Origin of the sequence: Candidatus Ruthia endofausta (genome assembly GCF_013342985.1) — a bacterium.
GTDB lineage: Bacteria > Pseudomonadota > Gammaproteobacteria > PS1 > Pseudothioglobaceae > Ruthia > Ruthia endofausta.
The window spans coordinates 262,708-282,634 of sequence record NZ_CP054490.1 but is presented as its reverse complement, the minus strand read 5'-3'; the positions used below and the strand labels follow the sequence as shown (position 1 = coordinate 282,634).

20 protein-coding genes are annotated in these 19,927 nt (G+C 37.5%); 13 read left to right on the top strand and 7 right to left on the bottom strand.

The genetic code is table 11. The features are described 5' to 3' along the window. Positions 1–60: 60 nt before the first annotated feature. From HUE58_RS01480 to purL, 8 genes are all read left to right on the top strand, one after another. Positions 61–1,077 (top strand): M48 family metalloprotease, encoded by a 1,017-nt coding sequence (locus tag HUE58_RS01480; RefSeq protein ID WP_174605321.1) that lies wholly within the window; start codon positions 61–63, stop codon positions 1,075–1,077. Further along, positions 1,077–1,853 (top strand): type I methionyl aminopeptidase, encoded by a 777-nt coding sequence (gene map / locus HUE58_RS01475; protein ID WP_174605320.1) that lies wholly within the window; start codon positions 1,077–1,079, stop codon positions 1,851–1,853. Before HUE58_RS01480 ends, map begins: the two co-directional genes overlap by 1 nt. A gap of 56 nt (positions 1,854–1,909) precedes the next feature. Next, a complete protein-coding gene (locus HUE58_RS01470) occupies positions 1,910–2,521 on the top strand; it encodes a DUF502 domain-containing protein (RefSeq protein WP_174605319.1) in 612 nt (203 codons plus the stop codon). Further along, a complete protein-coding gene (gene aspS, locus HUE58_RS01465) occupies positions 2,518–4,269 on the top strand; it encodes an aspartate--tRNA ligase (protein ID WP_174605318.1) in 1,752 nt (583 codons plus the stop codon). The genes HUE58_RS01470 and aspS overlap by 4 nt, the downstream gene beginning before the upstream one ends. A 6-nt stretch (positions 4,270–4,275) precedes the next feature. Beyond that, positions 4,276–5,226 carry a quinolinate synthase NadA gene (gene nadA / locus HUE58_RS01460; protein WP_174605317.1) on the top strand — a complete coding sequence of 317 codons (951 nt, stop codon included), beginning with the start codon at positions 4,276–4,278 and terminating at the stop codon, positions 5,224–5,226. Positions 5,227–5,263: 37 nt separating this feature from the next. After that, positions 5,264–6,004 (top strand): YebC/PmpR family DNA-binding transcriptional regulator, encoded by a 741-nt coding sequence (locus tag HUE58_RS01455; protein ID WP_174605316.1) that lies wholly within the window; start codon positions 5,264–5,266, stop codon positions 6,002–6,004. An 884-nt stretch (positions 6,005–6,888) separates the two neighbouring features. Next, a complete protein-coding gene (locus HUE58_RS01450; protein WP_174605315.1) occupies positions 6,889–7,038 on the top strand; it encodes a hypothetical protein in 150 nt (49 codons plus the stop codon). Positions 7,039–7,044: 6 nt separating this feature from the next. Then, positions 7,045–10,869 carry a phosphoribosylformylglycinamidine synthase gene (gene purL / locus HUE58_RS01445; RefSeq protein ID WP_174605314.1) on the top strand — a complete coding sequence of 1,275 codons (3,825 nt, stop codon included), beginning with the start codon at positions 7,045–7,047 and terminating at the stop codon, positions 10,867–10,869. A 34-nt stretch (positions 10,870–10,903) separates the two neighbouring features. Here the strand turns inward: purL and HUE58_RS01440 are convergent, their stop codons facing one another. Further along, a complete protein-coding gene (locus HUE58_RS01440) occupies positions 10,904–11,059 on the bottom strand; it encodes a hypothetical protein (protein WP_174605313.1) in 156 nt (51 codons plus the stop codon). Between the two features lie 352 nt (positions 11,060–11,411). Between HUE58_RS01440 and HUE58_RS07070 the strand changes: the two genes are divergently transcribed. Both HUE58_RS07070 and HUE58_RS01435 read left to right on the top strand, forming a co-directional pair. Further along, entirely contained in the window at positions 11,412–11,537 is a 126-nt protein-coding gene (locus HUE58_RS07070) for a hypothetical protein (RefSeq protein WP_277998010.1), read from the top strand. Then, complete coding sequence (locus tag HUE58_RS01435) at positions 11,524–11,736, top strand: hypothetical protein (protein ID WP_174605312.1); 213 nt, start codon at positions 11,524–11,526, stop codon at positions 11,734–11,736. The genes HUE58_RS07070 and HUE58_RS01435 overlap by 14 nt, the downstream gene beginning before the upstream one ends. A 374-nt stretch (positions 11,737–12,110) precedes the next feature. Here HUE58_RS01435 and HUE58_RS01425 read toward each other — a convergent pair whose 3' ends face one another. From HUE58_RS01425 to HUE58_RS01415, 3 genes are all read right to left on the bottom strand, one after another. After that, on the bottom strand, positions 12,111–12,356 hold the full coding sequence (locus HUE58_RS01425) for a hypothetical protein (RefSeq protein WP_174605310.1): 246 nt from the start codon (positions 12,354–12,356) through the stop codon (positions 12,111–12,113). Positions 12,357–12,727: 371 nt separating this feature from the next. Further along, a complete protein-coding gene (gene grxD / locus HUE58_RS01420) occupies positions 12,728–13,057 on the bottom strand; it encodes a Grx4 family monothiol glutaredoxin (protein ID WP_174605309.1) in 330 nt (109 codons plus the stop codon). 69 nt (positions 13,058–13,126) lie between these two features. Further along, positions 13,127–13,714, bottom strand: a complete 588-nt coding sequence (locus HUE58_RS01415) for a class I SAM-dependent methyltransferase (RefSeq protein WP_174605308.1) — start codon at positions 13,712–13,714, stop codon at positions 13,127–13,129. Between the two features lie 59 nt (positions 13,715–13,773). Here HUE58_RS01415 and trhP point away from each other — a divergent pair, with 59 nt between their 5' ends. The 3 genes from trhP (at position 13,774) to HUE58_RS01400 (ending at position 17,484) form a co-directional block, all read left to right on the top strand. After that, positions 13,774–15,129, top strand: a complete 1,356-nt coding sequence (gene trhP, locus HUE58_RS01410) for a prephenate-dependent tRNA uridine(34) hydroxylase TrhP (protein WP_174606208.1) — start codon at positions 13,774–13,776, stop codon at positions 15,127–15,129. Between the two features lie 61 nt (positions 15,130–15,190). Then, complete coding sequence (gene dxs, locus HUE58_RS01405; protein ID WP_174605307.1) at positions 15,191–16,993, top strand: 1-deoxy-D-xylulose-5-phosphate synthase; 1,803 nt, start codon at positions 15,191–15,193, stop codon at positions 16,991–16,993. Further along, positions 16,990–17,484 (top strand): DUF2062 domain-containing protein, encoded by a 495-nt coding sequence (locus HUE58_RS01400; protein WP_174605306.1) that lies wholly within the window; start codon positions 16,990–16,992, stop codon positions 17,482–17,484. Before dxs ends, HUE58_RS01400 begins: the two co-directional genes overlap by 4 nt. Here HUE58_RS01400 and ispG read toward each other — a convergent pair. Genes ispG through rlmN form a run of 3 tightly spaced genes read right to left on the bottom strand, consistent with a single transcriptional unit; the run spans position 17,471 to position 19,906 of the window. Beyond that, complete coding sequence (gene ispG / locus HUE58_RS01395) at positions 17,471–18,547, bottom strand: flavodoxin-dependent (E)-4-hydroxy-3-methylbut-2-enyl-diphosphate synthase (protein ID WP_174605305.1); 1,077 nt, start codon at positions 18,545–18,547, stop codon at positions 17,471–17,473. The genes HUE58_RS01400 and ispG overlap by 14 nt on opposite strands. Then, complete coding sequence (locus HUE58_RS01390) at positions 18,544–18,852, bottom strand: hypothetical protein (protein ID WP_174605304.1); 309 nt, start codon at positions 18,850–18,852, stop codon at positions 18,544–18,546. The genes ispG and HUE58_RS01390 overlap by 4 nt, the downstream gene beginning before the upstream one ends. Then, the gene (gene rlmN, locus HUE58_RS01385; protein ID WP_174605303.1) at positions 18,836–19,906 is read right to left on the bottom strand and encodes a dual-specificity RNA methyltransferase RlmN; all 1,071 of its coding nucleotides are present in this window, start codon (positions 19,904–19,906) and stop codon (positions 18,836–18,838) included. The genes HUE58_RS01390 and rlmN overlap by 17 nt, the downstream gene beginning before the upstream one ends. Positions 19,907–19,927: the final 21 nt, after the last annotated feature.

Here is a 19,927-nt window from a genome sequence, read left to right as displayed (position 1 = left end):
AGGCGCTAAAAATACTACATTCCCTAAATCATACTGAGATTTCTGGAGGTGCCCTTAACAATGGATTTTAGAGAGCATCAAGATAAAGCTAAAAAAAACACGCTAATCATTTGGTTTTTATACCTTGTTTTATTACTAATTTCATCTATATTGATTGGCTATACTTTGTTTGTTGGTCTCAATTTAGCACAGTTTTATCAGCCTGAATATCAACAATACAATTTTGGTGAAAAGTTCATTGCTGCCAATCAAATCGTCTTTCAAAATCAAGAGCAATTGTTTGATTTTTTAGGATTTTCACTGGTAGCATTATTGGCAATGCTGAGTGCCACTGCATTTGGTTTTTTTCAAAAATCAAATGGACATAAAATCGCACTTGCCTTTGGTGGTAAACTAATTAGTGATGAAGAGGAGCTGTCAATTGAGGAAAAACAAGCGCTTAATATAGTTACTGAACAAGCTTTAGCAGCTAACATTCCTGCCCCTGCCTTATACATCATCCCGGATAATGCCATTAACGCCTTTGCTGCAGGAAAAACCACTCAAGAGGCGATTGTTGCCATTACTCAAGGTTCAATAGCAAGTTTTAATCGCACTCAATTATCTGGTGTCATTGCTCATGAGATTGGGCATATTGTCAACCATGACATCAAGCTTAATATCCAAATCAGTGCCTTTGTGTTTGGCTTTACTGCAGTGTTTTTTCTCGCCAGGATGATATTTTACCAAGCCGCTTATAATCGCCGTATGGATGGTCGAGCAAAATTGGTATTATTTACAATTGCTGCTATCATTGCATTAATTGGGGTGATGACAGTTTGGTTTGGGCGTATTTTACAAGCAGCAATGTCACGTCAACGTGAATATTTAGCTGACGCCTCTGCTGTTCAATTTACTCGTTATCCTAATGGTTTGGTTGAAGCATTTGAAGTTATGCAAAATGGTGGTAAAACAAAACTTGAGAATCCTAATGCCAAAGAGTACGCCCATGCCATGCTGTTTGGTATGGGTGGGGAGTTGTTTGCCACACATCCACCGCTAGATAAGCGTATTAAAAGAATTCAAAATAGAATCTGATGTCAATAGCCATTAAATCAAAAGATGGTATTGGAAAAATGCGTGTAGCTGGACGCTTAGCAGCTGATGTCATTGATATGATATCGCCTTATGTTAAGGCTGGGATTAGTACTGATGAGTTGGACAAAATTTGCCATAATTATATTGTTAATCAGCAAGGCGCTATTGCTGCACCACTTAATTATCACGGCTTTCCAAAATCTATTTGTACCAGTGTTAATCATGTAGTTTGCCACGGCATTCCTGGAGATAAGAGACTTAAGAAAGGGGACATAATTAACATTGATATCACCATTATTAAAGATGGCTTTCATGGTGATACTTCAAAAATGTTCATCATTGGTAAATCTAGTGTCAAAGCGCAACGCATTTGTAGGATTGCACAAGAATGTTTATATATCGGCATTAAACAAGTAAAACCCGGTGTTCATTTAGGTGAAATCGGCAAGGCAATTGGCGCTCATGCGAATAAGAATAATTGCACCGTGGTGCGTGATTATTGTGGGCATGGCATTGGAACTGAGTTTCATGCTGAACCTCAAGTGGTTCATTATGATGATAGAAAATTAAACATTAGCCCAACCCTTGAAGCGGGTATGACTTTTACAATTGAACCTATGATTAATCTAGGCGGGTTTGAGGTTGTTACTTCTAAAGTCGATAACTGGACAGTAACCACAAAAGACCACGCGCTTTCTGCACAATGGGAGCACACCATTTTAGTCACGAAAAATGGATGTGAAATCTTAACACTCAGAGATGAAGAGTCGGTATAAAAATAGTGCGATGCTTATGCTAAAATAGCCTTTTTTATCGCTATTATTTTAAACCGTTGAAACGCTTACGAAATTATTTTATCTCTGGTCTATTATTCTGGATACCCTTAGGGATGAGTATTGTTGTTATTAAATTCTTTTTAGAATTAGTCAATAACATTGTTCCCACCCAATACCTACCAGAAGCTTTATTTGATTTAGACAAGGCTATTCCTGGATCTGGCATTGTTTGGGTTATTTTAATCATGCTGATAACAGGCGCTTTGGTTAATAACTTTATTGGTCGTAAACTCATCCAACTTTGGGAAAAACTACTCAATAAAATTCCAGGCTTTAGAGGCATTTATAGCGCACTTAAACAACTTTCAGATACTGTGCTTAGTCCATCTGGTGAAAGTTTCAAAAAAGCATTATTGGTTGAATATCCGCGTAAAGGTATGTGGGCCATTGCCTTTCAAACAGGCAACTATGGTGGTGAGGTGGCGAAAAGAATTGGACAAGAAATGATTAATATTTACGTGCCCACCACGCCTAACCCTACTTCTGGTTTTTTCATTATGCTAGCAAAAGAGGATGTGATCGAACTTGACATGAATGTTGATGAAGCATTCAAACTGATTATTTCTACTGGCGTAGTAACGCCAGCACAAACAAAGGAGAAACTATGAGAACGCATTACTGTGGCGAACTAAACAAAGACAATATAAACCAAACAGTAGAAATTTGTGGCTGGGTTAATCGTAGGCGTGATCATGGGAGTGTTATCTTTTTAGACATGCGTGACAAACGCGGTATTGCTCAAGTGGTTATTAATCCTGACAATGCAGATTTCTCTTTGGCCGAAACCATTCGTAACGAATTTGTATTAAAAATTACAGGTACAGTGATTGCCAGAGGCGAAGGCTTAACCAACCCAAAACTAAGTACTGGCGAGATTGAAATTAAAGCACAAAATATTGAAATTCTTAACACCTCCAAACCCATCCCGTTCCAAATTGATGCAACTGATACTTCAGAAGAAGTGCGACTTAGATATAGATATCTAGACTTACGCGGTGATGCCATGCAAAATCGTTTGCGTTTGCGCTCTCAAGTTACTCGTTACATGCGTGAATTTATGGATGAGCATGATTTTTTAGATATTGAAACTCCGTTTTTAACCAAAGCCACCCCAGAAGGTGCGCGCGATTATTTAGTGCCTTCGCGCGCTCATCCGGGTGAGTTCTTTACTTTGCCACAATCGCCACAATTATTCAAACAACTTTTAATGATGTCAGGATTTGAGCGTTATTATCAAATTGTTAAGTGTTTTAGAGATGAAGACTTGCGTGCTGATCGCCAACCTGAATTTACCCAATTTGATGTTGAAACTTCATTTATGAGTGAAAATGAAATCATGACAATGATGGAAAAAATGACTAGAGGCTTGTTTAAATCAGTCATTAACGTTGATTTAGATGACAATTTTCCCACCATTACTTATGTAGATGCCATGGAAAAATACGGACTAGATCACCCAGATATGCGTATTTCAATGCAAATAGTCAGCATGGACAAGCTAATGCAAGATGTTGATTTTAAAGTATTTTCAGGTCCTGCTAACGATGACGACTCTCGTGTTGCCGCTTTAAAAGTACCAGGTGGTGCTAGTATTAGTCGTAAAAATATTGATAAATACACAAAATACGTTAGTATTTATGGCGCAAAAGGCTTGGCTTATATCAAACTTAATGAGGATGGCCCAACTTCCCCTATTTTAAAATTCTTAAGCGATGAAATGACCGCTAAAGTTATCGAAATGACAGGTGCAAAAACAGGTGATATTATTTTCTTTGGCGCTGATAAAACTAAAATTGTCAATGAAGCTTTGGGTAATTTGCGCGAGCAACTTGCTAAAGATTTAGACTTATTTGACAAACAATGGGCACCTATTTGGATGGTTGACTTTCCAATGTTTGGAGCGGGTGATGATGGCTCATTAAATGCAATTCATCACCCATTTACCGCACCCAGTGTTGATACTAAAATTCTAGAGCAAACTGCCACAACCGCCTTATCCAGAGCCTATGATTTAGTCATTAATGGTTCTGAAGTAGGTGGTGGCTCTATTCGAATCCACCAAGTTAAGATGCAAAAAATGGTGCTAAAATTATTAGGTATTTCTGATCAGGAGGCACAAGATAAATTTGGATTCTTGCTAGATGCTCTAGAATACGGCTGTCCACCTCATGGCGGCATGGCATTTGGGCTTGACCGCTTGGTGATGATTATGACAGGTGCAAATTCTATTCGTGATGTAATTGCCTTTCCTAAAACTCAAACTGCCGCTTGTTTGTTAACCAATGCACCTGGAAGTGTACCAAGAAAATTATTACGTGAATTAAGCATTCAGGTTAGCCTGGCAGAAAAAGACTAGCCATTCGTGTTGTTAATCCAAGAACAAATCAAAACAGCGCTAAAAGCACGTGATGCAGTCTTAGTTGCACACTACTACGTAGATACTAAATTGCAAATTTTGGCAGAAGCAACTGGGGGTATCGTTTCTGATTCATTAGAAATGGCACGTTTTGGTCAAAATTCTAATGCAAATTTAATTATTGTTGCTGGGGTTAAATTCATGGGTGAGACCGCCAAAATCCTCTCCCCTGAAAAAACAGTGCTTGTTTTAGATAACAACGCCACTTGCTCTTTAGATGAAGACTGTCCCATTGAGACATTTTCCAAATTTTGCGATCAACATCCTGATAGAACAGTTGTCGTTTATGCCAATACTTCAGCACAAGTTAAAGCAAGGGCAGATTGGGTGGTCACTTCTGGCAGTGCGTTTAACGTTGTCAAACACCTAAAAATCAATGGCAAAAAAATCTTATGGGCGCCTGACAAGCATTTAGGTAATTATGTTAAGAATAAAACAGGTGCTGATATGCTACTTTGGCAAGGCGCTTGTGTGGTACATGAACGTTTCAAAGCCAAGACACTCATTCAATTGCAAAATAAATACCCAGAAGCTGCCACTTTAGTTCATCCAGAATCGCCACAAGAAGTGGTTGATTTGGCAGATGTAGTCGGCTCAACCACCGCACTGATTAATGCAGTCAAAAACAGGAAAGAACAAACTTTTATCATTGCAACTGATAATGGCATTTTCCATAAAATGCATGAAGTTGCGCCCAATAAAAAGCTTATAGAAGCCCCAACAATGGGTGTTGGGGCAGATTGTGAGTCATGCGCACATTGCGAGTGGATGGCAATGAACACGCTAGAAAATTGTTTAAGCACCTTACAAACAGGTAATAACGAAATATTTATTAATGCTAACATTCGTAAAAAAGCAAAAAATGCTATTCAAAAATTACTTGACTTTACCGCATAAAAGGTAAAATTTATACTCGCACTAACGGAGCATCATTATGGCAGGACATAGTAAATGGCACAATATTCAACACCGTAAAGGCGCACAAGATGCCAAGCGTGGCAAAATATTCACCAAGCTGATTAAAGAAATCGTCATCGCTGCCAGAACAGGTGGTGGTGTGATTGAAAACAACCCCTCTCTTAGAATGGTAATTGACAAAGCCTTGGCAGCAAATATGAAACGCGACACCATTGAGAATGCCGTCAAACGTGGCAATGGCGACCTTGATGGAGATAATTATGAAGAAATCCGTTATGAAGGCTATGGCTTAGGCGGTACTGCTATTATGGTTGATTGTTTGAGTGATAATCGTAATCGCACAGTATCTGATGTACGCCACGCTTTTTCAAAGCACGGCGGTAATTTAGGCACAGATGGCTCGGTGTCTTATCTATTCATCAAACAAGGCTTTATTAGCTTCGAGACAGGCGATGAAGACCAAATTATGGAAGTAGCACTTGATGCAGGTGCGCAAGATATCATCACTAATGATGATGGCCCTATTGATGTCATCACTACACCTGAGGATTTTTTTATAGTTAAGGATGCACTCACAAGCGCAAAATTTAAGCCAAGCCACGCCGAAGTAACCATGGAGCCTGCCAATCGTGTTGAACTTAATCTGGGCGATGCAGAAAAATTCATGAAACTGATTGACCGCTTAGAAGATTTAGACGACACCCAAGAAGTCTATCACAATGCCGATATTTCTGATGAAGTGATGGCGCAGTTATAAGTTATAATATCGATACAATAATAACTTTATTTCAAACCATGTAATACATACACTTACAAAAGCTAATGCCTATATTGGGCAGTTTGAAAAATGTCATGATTGAAAAAATACAAATAAATTTGATGATGTGATTTGCTTTCAAATTACCTCAAAAAAGCACCGGCTCAATATTATTCCTATAGAAAAAAACTTTATTGATTCAAACTTAAAACTTATCTCATTTATTAAATACAATAAATGCTGAGAAATTAGGCAGAATTATTGCCAAAGTCAATCCAACATTTCTACAACAAATCAAGCAACTTTTTTGTGATGCTATTTTATAACTCATGTGGCAACCCTAAAAAACCATCATTCAAAATATGTTTTTATACTTGCCAGTACTATTGCATTCATCTTTTTTTTATAATGATTATTTACTCTATCAACAAGGTGTAATTAATTTATCAGAATTAAAGCAAAAATTTGTCACTTTATTTACTTATTTTTTATTCGAGTATCTAATCAAGAAAAACAAATTAAAATACAAATTAACCAACGAGTGGATGAACGGTTTAATTCAGCAATTAATTTACTTGGTTCAAACGAAATTTCGGCACGCACAGGGGCAATTTATGTCTTATATAAACTAGCAAAAGAAGAAAAGTAGTTTTCCTAAGGCTGATTTATCTCACGCTTATTTAGCAGGGGCAGATTTTATTTTGATGCAGTGTCAAGGTGCTTATACCCAAGCTATAAGGGAAATGAAATTCTTTATTTAAAAAATAGGATAGACAAAAATGCTGAATTCAAAAACTTAGCACTTATAAGATAGCATTAACAAAGAGACAATCAAAACAATTGAAAATTTAAGACTATATTTACCTAATTATTGGTATCAAAAAATGCAGAAAGTTATTAAAGACAATGAAAATATAGAGTCAAGTTATGCTGTAGTGCTACCAGACGATTGCATTCCTGGTATTTTAGAAAACAACAAAGAAATCCAAGTAATTATTAGATTATTAGACAAAATTGATAGTCAAAACCATTAAAAGATCATGATTAAAACCATTCAACATATTCAAGCATTAAGCAGCTTTAAACAAGATATATTTAATAAAAAAATAGCTCGCCTTGGCGTTAAACTAATGGGCACTGAATTTGTGCATTTTTCAAATTGTGAAAATGCACTAACTAGTGGTGAGGTAGCCACACTTGAAAGGCTTTTAAGTTATAGCACACGTCTTGAAATAACGAACAGCACACAAATTATTGTCATTCCACGTCTTGGCACAATCTCACCTTGGTCGTCAAAGGCGAGTGACATTTTGCATTTGTGCGGACTCGAAAAAGTGCGTCGTATTGAGCGAGGAATTATTTATCATTTTGATAAGAAAATCACAAATAAAAAAGCAATTTTATCTATCATTATGGATAAAATGACTGAGTCAGCACTTAGCTCAATTGATGATGCACATTTAATTTTTGACAACTTTGAGCCTCAACCACTAACAAATATTGATATTTTAGCTGAGGGGAAATCTGCGCTAGAACGTACTAATGCAGAATTGGGTTTGACATTATCGAGTGGAGAAATTGACTATTTGGTGGCTAGTTTTACCAAACTAAAGCGCAATCCTACAGATATTGAATTGATGATGTTTGCACAAGCAAATTCAGAGCATTGTCGGCATAAAATTTTTAATGCAGATTGGACGATTGATGGTGAGCGCCAAGCAAAAAGCCTATTTTCCATGATTCGCAATACTTATCATCAACATCCAGAAGGTTTGTTGAGTGTTTATTCAGACAATTCAGCGGTGATGGCAGGTTATCAAGGTGGACGTTTTTATGCAGACACCAAGGGTAAATACACCACTTCAAAAGAACACCGAGCAATTTTAATGAAAGTTGAAACCCACAACCACCCTACTTCCATTGCACCTCATTCAGGAGCAGCTACAGGCTCTGGCGGGGAAATTCGTGATGAGGGTGCAACGGGTCAAGGCTCCAAGCCTAAAGTAGGTTTATGTGGGTTTAGTGTTTCTAATTTAAACATTAAAAATGCTCAGCAACCTTGGGAGGTTGATTATGGTAAGCCCAATCAAATTAAATCAGCACTTGATATTATGCTTGAAGGGCCAATTGGAACAGCTAGTTTTAATAATGAATTTGGTCGTCCAAACACCTTGGGCTATTTTAGAACTTTTGAGCAAAAAATGCCGAATGGCGACGTACGTGGCTATCACAAGCCAATTATGTTGGTAGGTGGTTTGGGGCACATTCAAGAACAACACATTAAAAAAGGTAACATTCCAGTGGGAAGTAAGATTATCGTTTTAGGTGGTCCAGCAATGTTAATCGGTTTGGGCGGTGGCACGGCATCAAGTATTAAAAGTGGTGAGCAAAGCGAGGATTTAGATTTTGCTTCAGTGCAACGTGCTAATCCTGAAATGCAAAGGCGCGCCCAAGAGGTAATTGATAGTTGCACCAATATGGGTAAAGACAATCCGATTGTTTCTATTCATGATATTGGCGCAGGCGGTTTGTCTAATGGCTTGCCTGAATTAGTGAATGATTCTGGTAGGGGTGGGCAATTCCAATTACGCGCCATTCCAAATGATGATTTTAAAATGTCGCCACTTGAAATTTGGTGTAACGAATCACAAGAGCGCTACGTGTTAGCGGTTGAAGAAAATAACCTTAAAACATTTACAGATATCTGTACTCGTGAGCAGGCGCCTTTTGCGGTATTAGGCGAATCAACCAAGGAACAAATACTTGTCTTAAACGATGAGTTGTTTAACAACAATCCCATTAATATACCCATGAGTGTACTGCTTGGCAATCCACCAAAAAGCAGTATTAATGCACGCTCAACAAGTGATCATCTTAATGCGCTGGATACTAGTAATATCACTATTGATGGTGCTATTACTAGATTATTACAACTCCCAACCATTGCTAGTAAAAATTTCTTAATTACCATTGGTGATAGAAGCGTCACTGGCTTGGTCGCACGCGACCAGTTTGTAGGACCATGGCAAGTACCTGTTGCAGATTGCGCCATATCATTAGCAGACTACACAGGCTATCAAGGCGAAATTATGTCTTTGGGTGAAAAAACACCTTTGGCATTGTGTAATGCTGAATCTGCAGCCAGAATGACAATTGGTGAAGCTTTAACCAATATATTAGGTGGCTTTATAGAAGATATTCACCACATTAGTTTAAGTGCCAACTGGATGAGTGCCAGTGGACATACAAACGAAGACGCAAAATTATTCTCAGCCGTTAAAACTGTGGGCATGGATTTATGTCCAGAATTGGGCTTGACAGTGCCTGTAGGTAAAGACTCAATGAGCATGAAAACCTCATGGCAGGAACAAGGTGAGAATAAATCAGTCACTGCCCCACTTTCACTCATTATTACTGCTTTTTCTAAAACCTCTGATGTTCGTTTGCAACTTACACCACTACTTGAAACTGACCAAGATAGCGAGTTGTTGTTAATTGATCTTGGCTTTGGAAAAAATAGAATGGGTGGCTCTTGCTTGGCACAAGTTTATAACCAAGTCGGTAAAGATGCACCTAATCTTGATGATGCCTCTGTGTTTAAGAGTTTCTTTATCGCAATTAATCAACTCAATAAAGACGCTCTAATCAGTGCTTATCATGACAGAAGTGATGGTGGCATTATCATCACTTTAATGGAAATGGCATTTGCTTCACATTGTGGCTTAGACATTACTTCTAATGGTGGCATTGAAGAGTTATTTAATGAAGAGTTAGGCTGCGTTATTCAAGTTAAAACACAAAACAAACAAGCCGTTATTGATGCTTTAAACCACGTTGGATTGTCAAGCTGCACACGAAAAATTGCCTCGATTAATCACACTGACACAATTGAAATCATTTCAAATAATAAAATTATTTACACTAAATCAAGGACCGAACTACAATCCTTATGGTCAACTACCTCATTTGAAATCGCTAAGTTAAGAGACAATCCGGATTGCGCTAAAGAAGAGTTTAATAACATTAGTGACAATACATCAGGCATCAAAATTGATTTAAGTTTCGATATAAATCAGTCTGTATCAGCGCCTTATATCAAAACCTCAACCAAACCAAAGATCGCCATTCTAAGAGAACAAGGAATTAATGGACAAATAGAAATGGGCGCTGCATTCACCAAAGCTGAATTTGATGCCATTGACGTACACATGAGTGATATTTTATCTGGCAAAATATCTTTGACTGGCTTTAAAGGCTTGGTAGCTTGTGGTGGTTTTTCCTATGGCGATGTGCTTGGTGCTGGTAGAGGCTGGGCAAGCTCTATTCTCTATAACGCACGTGCTAAAGACGAATTTGAGGCTTTTTTCAATCGTAATGATAGCTTTGCACTCGGGGTGTGTAATGGCTGCCAAATGATCTCCAATTTAACAGACATTATCCCTGGTAGTAAGCATTTCCCAATTTTTAAGCGCAACACTTCTGAGCAGTTTGAAGCGCGTTTTTCCTCAGCTCAAATCAAACAATCAAATTCAATTTTCTTAAAAGATATGGCAGGTTCAATCATGCCAATTGCCATTGCTCATGGCGAAGGTCGTGCAAGCTTTGCATCTCAAATGGATAAAAACCACTTAATCATGCAATATGTTGATCATGATGGCAAGCCAACACAAAACTATCCACACAATCCAAATGGCTCAGATTTTGCCACAGCAGGCGTTACTAATGAATCTGGGCAGATCACCATCATGATGCCACATCCAGAAAGGGTGTTCAGAGCGGTGCAAAACTCACACCATCCAAAAAAATGGCATGAGCGTAGCCCGTGGATGAGAATGTTTGAAAACGCTAGAGCTTGGGTTGATTAATATAAACTCTAACAATTATTTAAAAAAGTTGTGATTAATTGGTACTTAGTTTTTGGGTTGTGTCACTGTCTTTAATTGCTTTAAGCACTTTTTCAAGAATGTCATTTAATTCAAACAAACCAGCAACTGATATTGTAAGAGGCTGGAATGCTTTGCGCATTTCTTTTTTGCTCTTACTTTTTATCACCATCAATCATGCCAAGTGCTTGATAAAAATCAATCTTAACCACGCCAGAGCTCAAACTAATACTCATTGCACCATCAACATATATTCCATGTTCTGGCTTCATTGGTTCAGAATTTTGTATATTGGCATTGTCTGCCCTTTTATTATTTGTTGCTATAGCTTCTCCACTATCTTTTAGTTTAAAAAAATTATGTGCTCTATTTTAAAGTCAAATCAAACCTCATTACCCATTCATATACAAATTAGAATAACGTTCTATACCGATATTAATAAATGGTTCAACTCATGAAGTATCAACTTATTCGCTCTAAGCGAAAAAACGCTAAGCTTACAAATTTCTGACAATACAGAACTGTTGGTACGCGCACTAAACAGGCTAAGTGTCAAAAAAATTGAAAGCTCTATTCATGAAAAGCAATATTGGATTGGAAAAAAACAAGCACTGATTAAAAATACCAAACGAAAAAATGCACTATCATAAGGATGAGGAGTTTTTGTATTTAGGCAACACCTACCCACTCAAACTCATACACATGCAAAAACCACAAATACATTTTGATGGTGCGTACTTTTATCTAAGTGGCGATAGTGAAACGCATTTTCACACGTGGTATAAAAATTCATTTAGAAACATTACCCCTTGCCTAGACTTGATTATTACGCCAACTTGCACCAGTTGAATTACAACATCATGGCGCCAATGAGTGTGATTGATTATGTCATTGTGCATGAGCTTGCCCCATATCAAACACAAGCACCATCAAAGTGAAATTTTGGCAGTTGGTTAAATCTATTTTGCTAACTATCTCAAGCCAAGAATTGGCTCAAAGAACAAGGCCTATCAATTAAGAAGATTGTAAAAATAAATCCAATCTTAATTTGCTAGCCAAACGACTTAATTTTTTCCTTACAAAGCCGCTTAGTTAATAAGTGAACGACTCTCTTATTCAAATAGGTTGGCACTATCAAACCATTCATCATAATCTCTAATCGCCATTTTCTATACCCTTCCTGAGTCAAGTTTTCCGGCATAGCCAGCTCTTTCCTATTAAACTCATACAACAGCAATCCCCTGGTCTTTAATACCAGTAAAAAAGTACTGTCCTTCTTTAAGCGTATTATTAACTTCATCCGAAGTATGTACAGTCAAGTTACATTCTAGTTTAAAAAACGGTGGTAAAAAGACTCTTACTCTATCTTCAATCGTATTCCACAAATCAAACTTTGCTACTAAGTCATATTGATCAACAATCACTAAAATATCATAATCACTGATATAACCAGTCTCTGGCTTATTCATCCACTTACCCGTATAGCGTGCGAACCAAACAGAATAACCTTAATCAACTTACCTGTTTTCCTTTTGCCTGACGCCGCACTTACAACTAAATCAAATTTTTCACGAATGACTTGGAGAATTTGCCTTAAATGGGTTTGCTTATTACTAGGTAAGTACTCTTAGGGAGTCTTTCATTTAGTTTGGTCAGAAAACCCTTGTTAGTTAGGTGTTGATGTTCATTGTTGGTATGGATTATACAGATACAATGATGGTGGTGAGGTGTGGGGGCTTGATTGTTGTGATGGTAGAAGTAGTGAAAACAAAGTTTCCACTACTTTAAGAACAAATAGACACTAGTTTATATCAATTGTATAGTGGTTCGCTAGAAAACCCTACTTGGCATCAAACTTCTCGCTAGCTTTCTCCATTTCGCCTTTTAAAGTACCCATTTTAGCCATTTCAACAATAATATCACCACCACCCACTAACTCTGAGTTGAAATAAATTTGAGGGAATGTTGGCCAGTCTGCAAATGCAGGCAAGTTTTGAAACACTTCTTGATCTTCAAAAATATTAACATAGGCAAACTCAATACCTGTTGAGGCAAGTGTTTTTGTCGCTGTAGCAGAAAAACCACACTGTGGGAATTGAGGTGTGCCTTTCATATAAAGCACAACTGCTGCACTGTCTACTTGCTGTTGAATTCTGTCCATTACATCCATTGTGTTACTCCTGTTCAATGTTTAATTGCTGAGTATTTTACTCATATATTATTATTTTACAAATATTTTCTATTTAATCGCTTGGGAAATGGTGTATTTTTGCCCTTGTTTGAGTTTTTTATAATTACCAAATACGGATTTAAAATTATCTTTAATAAAGTGCCTCAAACCGTTAATGGTTACAAATGTTATTCTACCGCCTGATCTTAACGCATTATGAGCATCATACAAAATAATACTGAGTTGCTCTCTGCCTATTTTTGCGGGTACGTTTGATAATATTTGATCAAAATAATTTCTTTTATTAACATTTAAAAACGCATCTGATAAATAAGCCTGAGCATTATCAATATGGTTAAGTTTAGCATTGATGTTTGACAATTCTACGGCAACAAAATCTTTATCCACCATGTGTACTTCTGTTTGTGGACAAAACTTAGCAACTGTTAAACCAATAGGACCATAACCACAGCCTAAATCAAGACACTTATCATCATTGGCAATTTTTAAATGCTTCATGAATAACTCAGTACCATCATCAATAGAGCGAGGGCTAAATACACCCCAGCGTGTTTTTAGGGTTAAATTAGTCCCAAGTAAATTTGTTTGAATGGTTAAATCTTGCTTTAATCTTGGAACGTCTTTTTTTGTAAACATATCGCGTCTCATTATACATAAGGGTATTTAATAAACTGATGATGATAAAATACACAAACATGAACAAACCAGAACTACTTTCTCCTGCTGGTAGCCTTAAGCATATGCGCTACGCTTATGCTTATGGTGCAGATGCTATCTATGCAGGACAACCAAGATACAGCCTCAGAGTGCGTAATAACTCATTTGATGCCAAAACTTTAGAACAAGGCATACTTGAGGCACATGCAAATAATAAAAAATTCTTTGTTGCCTCAAATATTATTCCCCACAATAGCAAAATTAAAACTTACATGAAGGATATTGAGCCCATCGTTAATTTTAATCCTGATGCTTTAATTATGGCAGACCCTGGTTTGATTATGATGGTGAAAGAAAAATTTCCCAACCAAGTGGTTCACTTATCAGTTCAGGCAAATTCGATTAACTATGCAACGGTAAAATTTTGGAAAAATGTGGGCATTAGTCGCATTATTCTTTCGCGTGAATTGTCATTAGATGAAGTTAAAGAAATTCGCCAAGAATGCCCAGATATTGAACTAGAAGTGTTTGTGCATGGTGCATTGTGTATTGCCTATTCTGGTCGTTGCTTATTGTCAGGCTATTTTAATCACCGCGATCCAAACCAAGGCTCATGCACCAATTCTTGTCGTTGGAAATATGACGTTAAAGAGGCCGAAGAAACCCTTGAGGGTGATATTAAAGCAGTTGAAATTAAAACCTCTGAAAATCAAGTTGTGTTACTTGAAGAACAAGGTCGCCTTGGTGAATTAATGCCCGCTTTTGAGGATGAACATGGCACTTATATCATGAATTCCAAAGACTTACGCGCCGTTGAGCACGTACATACACTCACAACCATGGGAATTAATTCCCTCAAAATCGAGGGCAGAACCAAATCACACTACTACGCTGCACGCACAGCACAAGTATATCGACAAGCCATTGATGATGCTGTTGCTGGTCGTGAGTTTGATAAAAATGCTTTTGGCGTGCTAGAAAATCTTGCTAATCGAGGGTATACCGATGGCTTTTATCAAAGACACCAGCCAGAAGAATTGCAAACTTATTTTGATAATTATTCACGCTCACACAAACAACAAGTGGTGGGGAAAATTCTAGATTATAAAGATGGTAAGGCGTTTATCGAAGCCAAAAATAAGTTTAGTGTGGGTGATTCTATTGAAGTTATATTACCTGACGGTTGTTTTAATACCACGGTTGAATCGATGCTAACTGAGCATAACGAAGTGTTGGGCGTTGCTAAGGGTAGTGGCTATCGAGTGTGGATTCCGATGCGAAAAATTAAGCCAGAACTTGGCTTTATTGCTAGAAATTTTGACGAAAAGATTAAAATTAAAAATAAAAATATTCAAAAAGACCCTTCGCTAAAAATTCGCCGCCCTTCTTGGTAGTTTTAAAATAGCCTTATTATTATCAGTATAATGATGTCTTTTTAAATTAAGTCTTTATTTAGTGTTAAATTCAATAACCTCCCCTGTAGATATTAAACAACTTGACATTGTACAATTGCAGTCTTTAGCTGAAGAAGTGCGTACATTTTTAATTGAAAATATTCAAAAAACAGGTGGCCACTTAGCACCTAACCTTGGCACAATTGAGATGACCATTGCCATGCATTATGTGTTTGACACACCGCATGACAGTTTTGTCTTTGATGTTGGCCATCAGGCTTATACCCATAAAATCCTCACAGGCCGTCTTAACAAAATGCACACGTTGCGCCAAAAAGATGGCTTATCTGGTTTTACAAAACGTAGCGAAAGCGAGCACGATAGCTTTGGTGCTGGGCATTCATCAACCTCAATTAGTGCTGCTTTAGGCATCGCTATTGGTAACGGCATTAATAATAGTAATGGTAAATCTATCGCTGTAATTGGCGATGGCGCACTCACAGGTGGCATGTCATTTGAAGCACTTAACCATGCAGGTGATAGTGATGCAGATCTACTCATTATCCTAAATGACAATGATATGTCAATATCAAAAAATGTGGGTGCTATGAATAAATACCTTACCAAGCTTATCTCTGGCAAGGTTTATTCAATCATGAAATCAAAGTCACTAGGATTTTTAGAAAAAATGCCTAAAGTCCATGAATTTGCCAAACGCTCAGAAGAACACCTTAAAGGCATGGTCCTGCCTAGTACTTTGTTTGAGGAATTGGGACTTGATTATTTTGGACCCATTGATGGACATGATTTATCCACCTTAGTCCAAACACTACAAAACCTCAAACAACAAACAAAACCAAGACTCTTACACATTATTACCAAAAAAGGTTACGGGCTTGAAACAGCAGAAAATGACCCGTGTAAGTTTCATGGCGTAGTACCCGCCTCATCAAACTCTTCCAATCTACCCAGTTACAGTACTGTATTTGCTACTTGGCTAAATAATACCGCACCTCATCATAAAAATTTAATTGCCATTACACCTGCCATGTGTACTGGGTCTGGCATGAGCGAATTTGAAAAAAATTACCCTAAGCAATATTTTGATGTGGGTATTGCAGAACAACACGCCATCACTTTTGCAGGTGGACTTGCCACTCAGGGTCTAAAACCGATAGTGGCTATCTATTCTACTTTTTTACAACGTGGTTATGACCAACTTATTCATGACATTGCACTACAAGATCTAAGTGTTATTTTTGCAATTGACCGAGCTGGATTAGTGGGTAGTGATGGCGCAACTCATGCAGGTAGTTTTGATTTGAGTTTCTTAAGGTGTATCCCCAACTTAACCATTATGGCGCCAAGTAATGCAATACAAATGTATCAAATGTTCAATACTGCATTTGAAACCAATGGCACTATTTGTATACGCTATCCTAGAGGCACATCAGATCTTCAAAATTACATCACTGATGAAAAAATTTCACTGGGTAAAGCAAAAGTCATACTTGAAGGTTCTAGTGTGGCAATTTTTGCTTTTGGCATCATGGTTAAAAGCGCACTTGCCGCAGGTGAAAAACTAGGTGCAACTGTGGTTGATATGCGCTTTGTTAAGCCACTTGATGAAACATTAATTATTAGATTAGCCAGTTCACATACCAAACTTATCTCTATTGAAGATAATGCCATCACAGGTGGTGCAGGTGGTGCAATTAGTGAACTTCTACATCAAAAAAATATCAACATACCTTTAAGTATTTTAGGCTTGCCAGACAAATTTAGTGAGCAAGGTGAGCAACAAGAATTGTATAATTTATATGGGTTAAATGAAACGGGCATTATCAATGCTGCACGTTCATGAAAAAACTATTAAAACACTACACTCCTAACCCAGATGAATTAAAAGATCACAAGCACTTAGGCTGGCTTGGCAAGCATTTAAACCACTCAAGTTTGTGGAACTTTAATAGAAAGTCTATCTCTAAAGCATTTGCAGTTGGAGTGTTTTGTGCGTTTATTCCCATCCCCTTCCAAATGCTATTAGCCGCACCAATTGCGGTTATATCTAGTGCAAACCTACCACTATCTATTGCTCTAGTTTGGATTACCAATCCTATTACCATGCCAGTTATTTTTTATGGTTGCTATAAACTTGGCGCTTGGATTTTGGATGTTAGTATCGAAAAGGGCTTTGTTATGTCACTTGAGTATGTTTGGCAAGTATTTGATGTTATTTGGCAGCCTTTCTTGCTTGGATGCTTGATTGTTTCTATCACCAGCTCAATACTTGGCTACTTGTTGATACAATTTATTTATCGCTACAAGGTTTACAAAAGAGTTAAAGGCTTCTAAGACTGTTTCTAACCTGAGCTTCAAGTTCATCTACTAAGTTTTCATTGGTTATTTTAGAATGGATTTTGCCATCAAGATACAAAAGGTTAGGCTCACCACCTGTTAAGCCGACTGACACTGCTTTTGCTTCACCGGGTCCATTGACCACACAACCAATCACTGCCACATCAATTGGTGCAGTGATGTCCTCAAGACGAGATTCCAACTCATTAACTACTTTAATCACATCAAACTTCTGTCTAGAACACGATGGGCAAGCAACTAAATTAACGCCTTTTTGGCGTAAATTTAAAGATTTTAAAATATCAAAGCCAACACGCACTTCATCAACTGGATCAGAGGCTAAAGAAACTCTAATTGTATCGCCAATACCTTCTGATAATAACAAACCCAAGCCAATCGAAGACTTAACTGTGCCAGAATGTAACGACCCTGCCTCAGTAATGCCTAAATGTAATGGGTTATCAATTTGAGAGGCCAGTTGTTGATAAGCAAATACAGTCATAAAAATTTCACTGGCCTTGAGTGAAACCTTAAAATTATCAAAATTTAATTTATCTAAAATATCAATATGTCTAAAGGCAGATTCAACCATTGCCTCAGGTGTTGACTCGGTGTATTTTTTTTGTAAATCCTTTTCCAAAGAGCCTGCATTCACACCAATACGAATTGGAATATTATGATCTATGGCTGACGCCACTACTCCTCTTATTCTGTCTTTTCGCCCAATATTACCTGGGTTGATACGCAGGCAACTGGCGCCATATTTTGCCACCTTGAGTGCAATTTTGTAATCAAAATGAATGTCGGTAATCAGTGGAATATTGACTTGTTTCTTTATGGCTTTAAAAGCTTCTGCCGCATCCATTGTCGGCACAGAGACACGCACCAAGTCGGCACCTGCATTTTGAATGGCTTGTATTTGTGCAACCGTTGCTTTGACATTAGTCGTTTCAGTATTGGTCATACTTTGCACTGAAATGGGCGCATCACCACCAATTGCAACATCACCGACAAATATTTGCTTAGATTTTCTTCTTTGAATTGTATGTATTGGCTTCATTGATATTTATTGATGTAGTTATGAATTGCTTCATCTAGGGATTTTGGGTTGACAATGTTGTTATTAGAATCAGAACCAAGCAATGGATGATTATCAATTATAACGATGCTTACAGTCTCTTTTTGTTCTTCTTCGCCTTTGCTAATGACAATTAAAACGGGCGCTTTTCTTACTTTTTTAGTGTTATCTTTTTGATTTAAATACCAAAAAATACCTGAAATAAAGGCCAAAATAAGTGGCATCCACCATTTTAATTTAAGCTTTTTCTTGCTTTTTTTGGGGTAGTAATCAATGTCTTCTAGCATGAGCTCTTTTAGTTTTATCTAGCACCTTTCCAGCCAATTGTCCACAAGCGCCATCAATATCTTCACCACGGGTACGGCGTGTCATTGTACGAATACCCTGTTGATATAAAATATTCTGAAACTTTTCAATGGTCTGTGCACTTGATGTTTGATATTGAGTTTTCTCAAATGGGTTAAAGGGAATTAGATTTATTTTAGCCGAGATGTCTTTTAATAATTTTGCTAATTTATTAGCGTGTTCAGTAGAATCATTCACACCTTTAAGCATAACATACTCAAACAAGATGTGACGTTCCTGAGTGCCAGCATGTAAATATACTTTGCAAGCTCCGAGTAATTCTTCAATTGAATATTTTTGATTAATGGGCATTAGCTCATCTCGCAGATGATTATCAGGTGCATGCAAGGAAACAGCCAAACTCACAGGTGTTCGCTCACTCATGCGTAGCATGGCTGGCACCACGCCAGAGGTAGAAATGGTGACCTTGCGTCTAGATAAACCAAACGCTAAATCATCAAGTAGTAAATCACAAGCGTTATACACTGCATGTTCATTTAACAAAGGCTCACCCATACCCATAAACACAACATTAGAAATACGCTTAGCTTTAGGATTGAGATACTGATTAGCAATCAATACTTGGGCAATAATCTCAGCCGTTGTAAGATTTTTGTTAAACCCTTGCATACCAGTTGAGCAAAAAGTACAGGCCAAAGCACAACCTACTTGGGAAGAAATGCAAAGCGTTCCGCGATCTTTCTCAGGAATATAAACCATTTCAATATGGTTGTCTTCACTCAATGCTAGCACCCATTTAATCACCCCATCTAGAGCAAAGCTTTGTTTAATAACTTTAGGTAGCTCAACACAAGCCACCCTGCTTAGCTCCTCTCTTAGGGGTTTGCTAAAATTAAGCATTTTATCAAAATCAAACTCATAGGCTTTGTAAATCCACTGTATGATTTGTTTAGTACGATAAGGCTTTTCACCTAAACCCACAAAAAAATCATACAGCGCATTCTGATTAAAACTTAAAAGATTTTGTTTATTCATACATTTCCTTGCATTAATCCC

Excerpts from the sequence above, each read along its gene's own strand:
- ispG (WP_174605305.1), bottom strand. The coding sequence starts at position 18,547 with ATGAAGCCAATACATACAATTCAAAGAAGAAAATCTAAGCAAATATTT.
- rlmN (WP_174605303.1), bottom strand. The coding sequence starts at position 19,906 with ATGAATAAACAAAATCTTTTAAGTTTTAATCAGAATGCGCTGTATGAT.
- trhP (WP_174606208.1), top strand. The coding sequence starts at position 13,774 with ATGAACAAACCAGAACTACTTTCTCCTGCTGGTAGCCTTAAGCATATG.
- HUE58_RS01415 (WP_174605308.1), bottom strand. The coding sequence starts at position 13,714 with ATGTTTACAAAAAAAGACGTTCCAAGATTAAAGCAAGATTTAACCATT.
- map (WP_174605320.1), top strand. The coding sequence starts at position 1,077 with ATGTCAATAGCCATTAAATCAAAAGATGGTATTGGAAAAATGCGTGTA.
- HUE58_RS01435 (WP_174605312.1), top strand. The coding sequence starts at position 11,524 with ATGCACTATCATAAGGATGAGGAGTTTTTGTATTTAGGCAACACCTAC.
- HUE58_RS01480 (WP_174605321.1), top strand. The coding sequence starts at position 61 with ATGGATTTTAGAGAGCATCAAGATAAAGCTAAAAAAAACACGCTAATC.
- HUE58_RS01425 (WP_174605310.1), bottom strand. The coding sequence starts at position 12,356 with ATGAATAAGCCAGAGACTGGTTATATCAGTGATTATGATATTTTAGTG.
- grxD (WP_174605309.1), bottom strand. The coding sequence starts at position 13,057 with ATGGATGTAATGGACAGAATTCAACAGCAAGTAGACAGTGCAGCAGTT.
- HUE58_RS01400 (WP_174605306.1), top strand. The coding sequence starts at position 16,990 with ATGAAAAAACTATTAAAACACTACACTCCTAACCCAGATGAATTAAAA.
- HUE58_RS01390 (WP_174605304.1), bottom strand. The coding sequence starts at position 18,852 with ATGCTAGAAGACATTGATTACTACCCCAAAAAAAGCAAGAAAAAGCTT.
- aspS (WP_174605318.1), top strand. The coding sequence starts at position 2,518 with ATGAGAACGCATTACTGTGGCGAACTAAACAAAGACAATATAAACCAA.
- HUE58_RS01450 (WP_174605315.1), top strand. The coding sequence starts at position 6,889 with ATGCAGAAAGTTATTAAAGACAATGAAAATATAGAGTCAAGTTATGCT.
- purL (WP_174605314.1), top strand. The coding sequence starts at position 7,045 with ATGATTAAAACCATTCAACATATTCAAGCATTAAGCAGCTTTAAACAA.
- HUE58_RS01440 (WP_174605313.1), bottom strand. The coding sequence starts at position 11,059 with ATGGTGATAAAAAGTAAGAGCAAAAAAGAAATGCGCAAAGCATTCCAG.
- HUE58_RS01455 (WP_174605316.1), top strand. The coding sequence starts at position 5,264 with ATGGCAGGACATAGTAAATGGCACAATATTCAACACCGTAAAGGCGCA.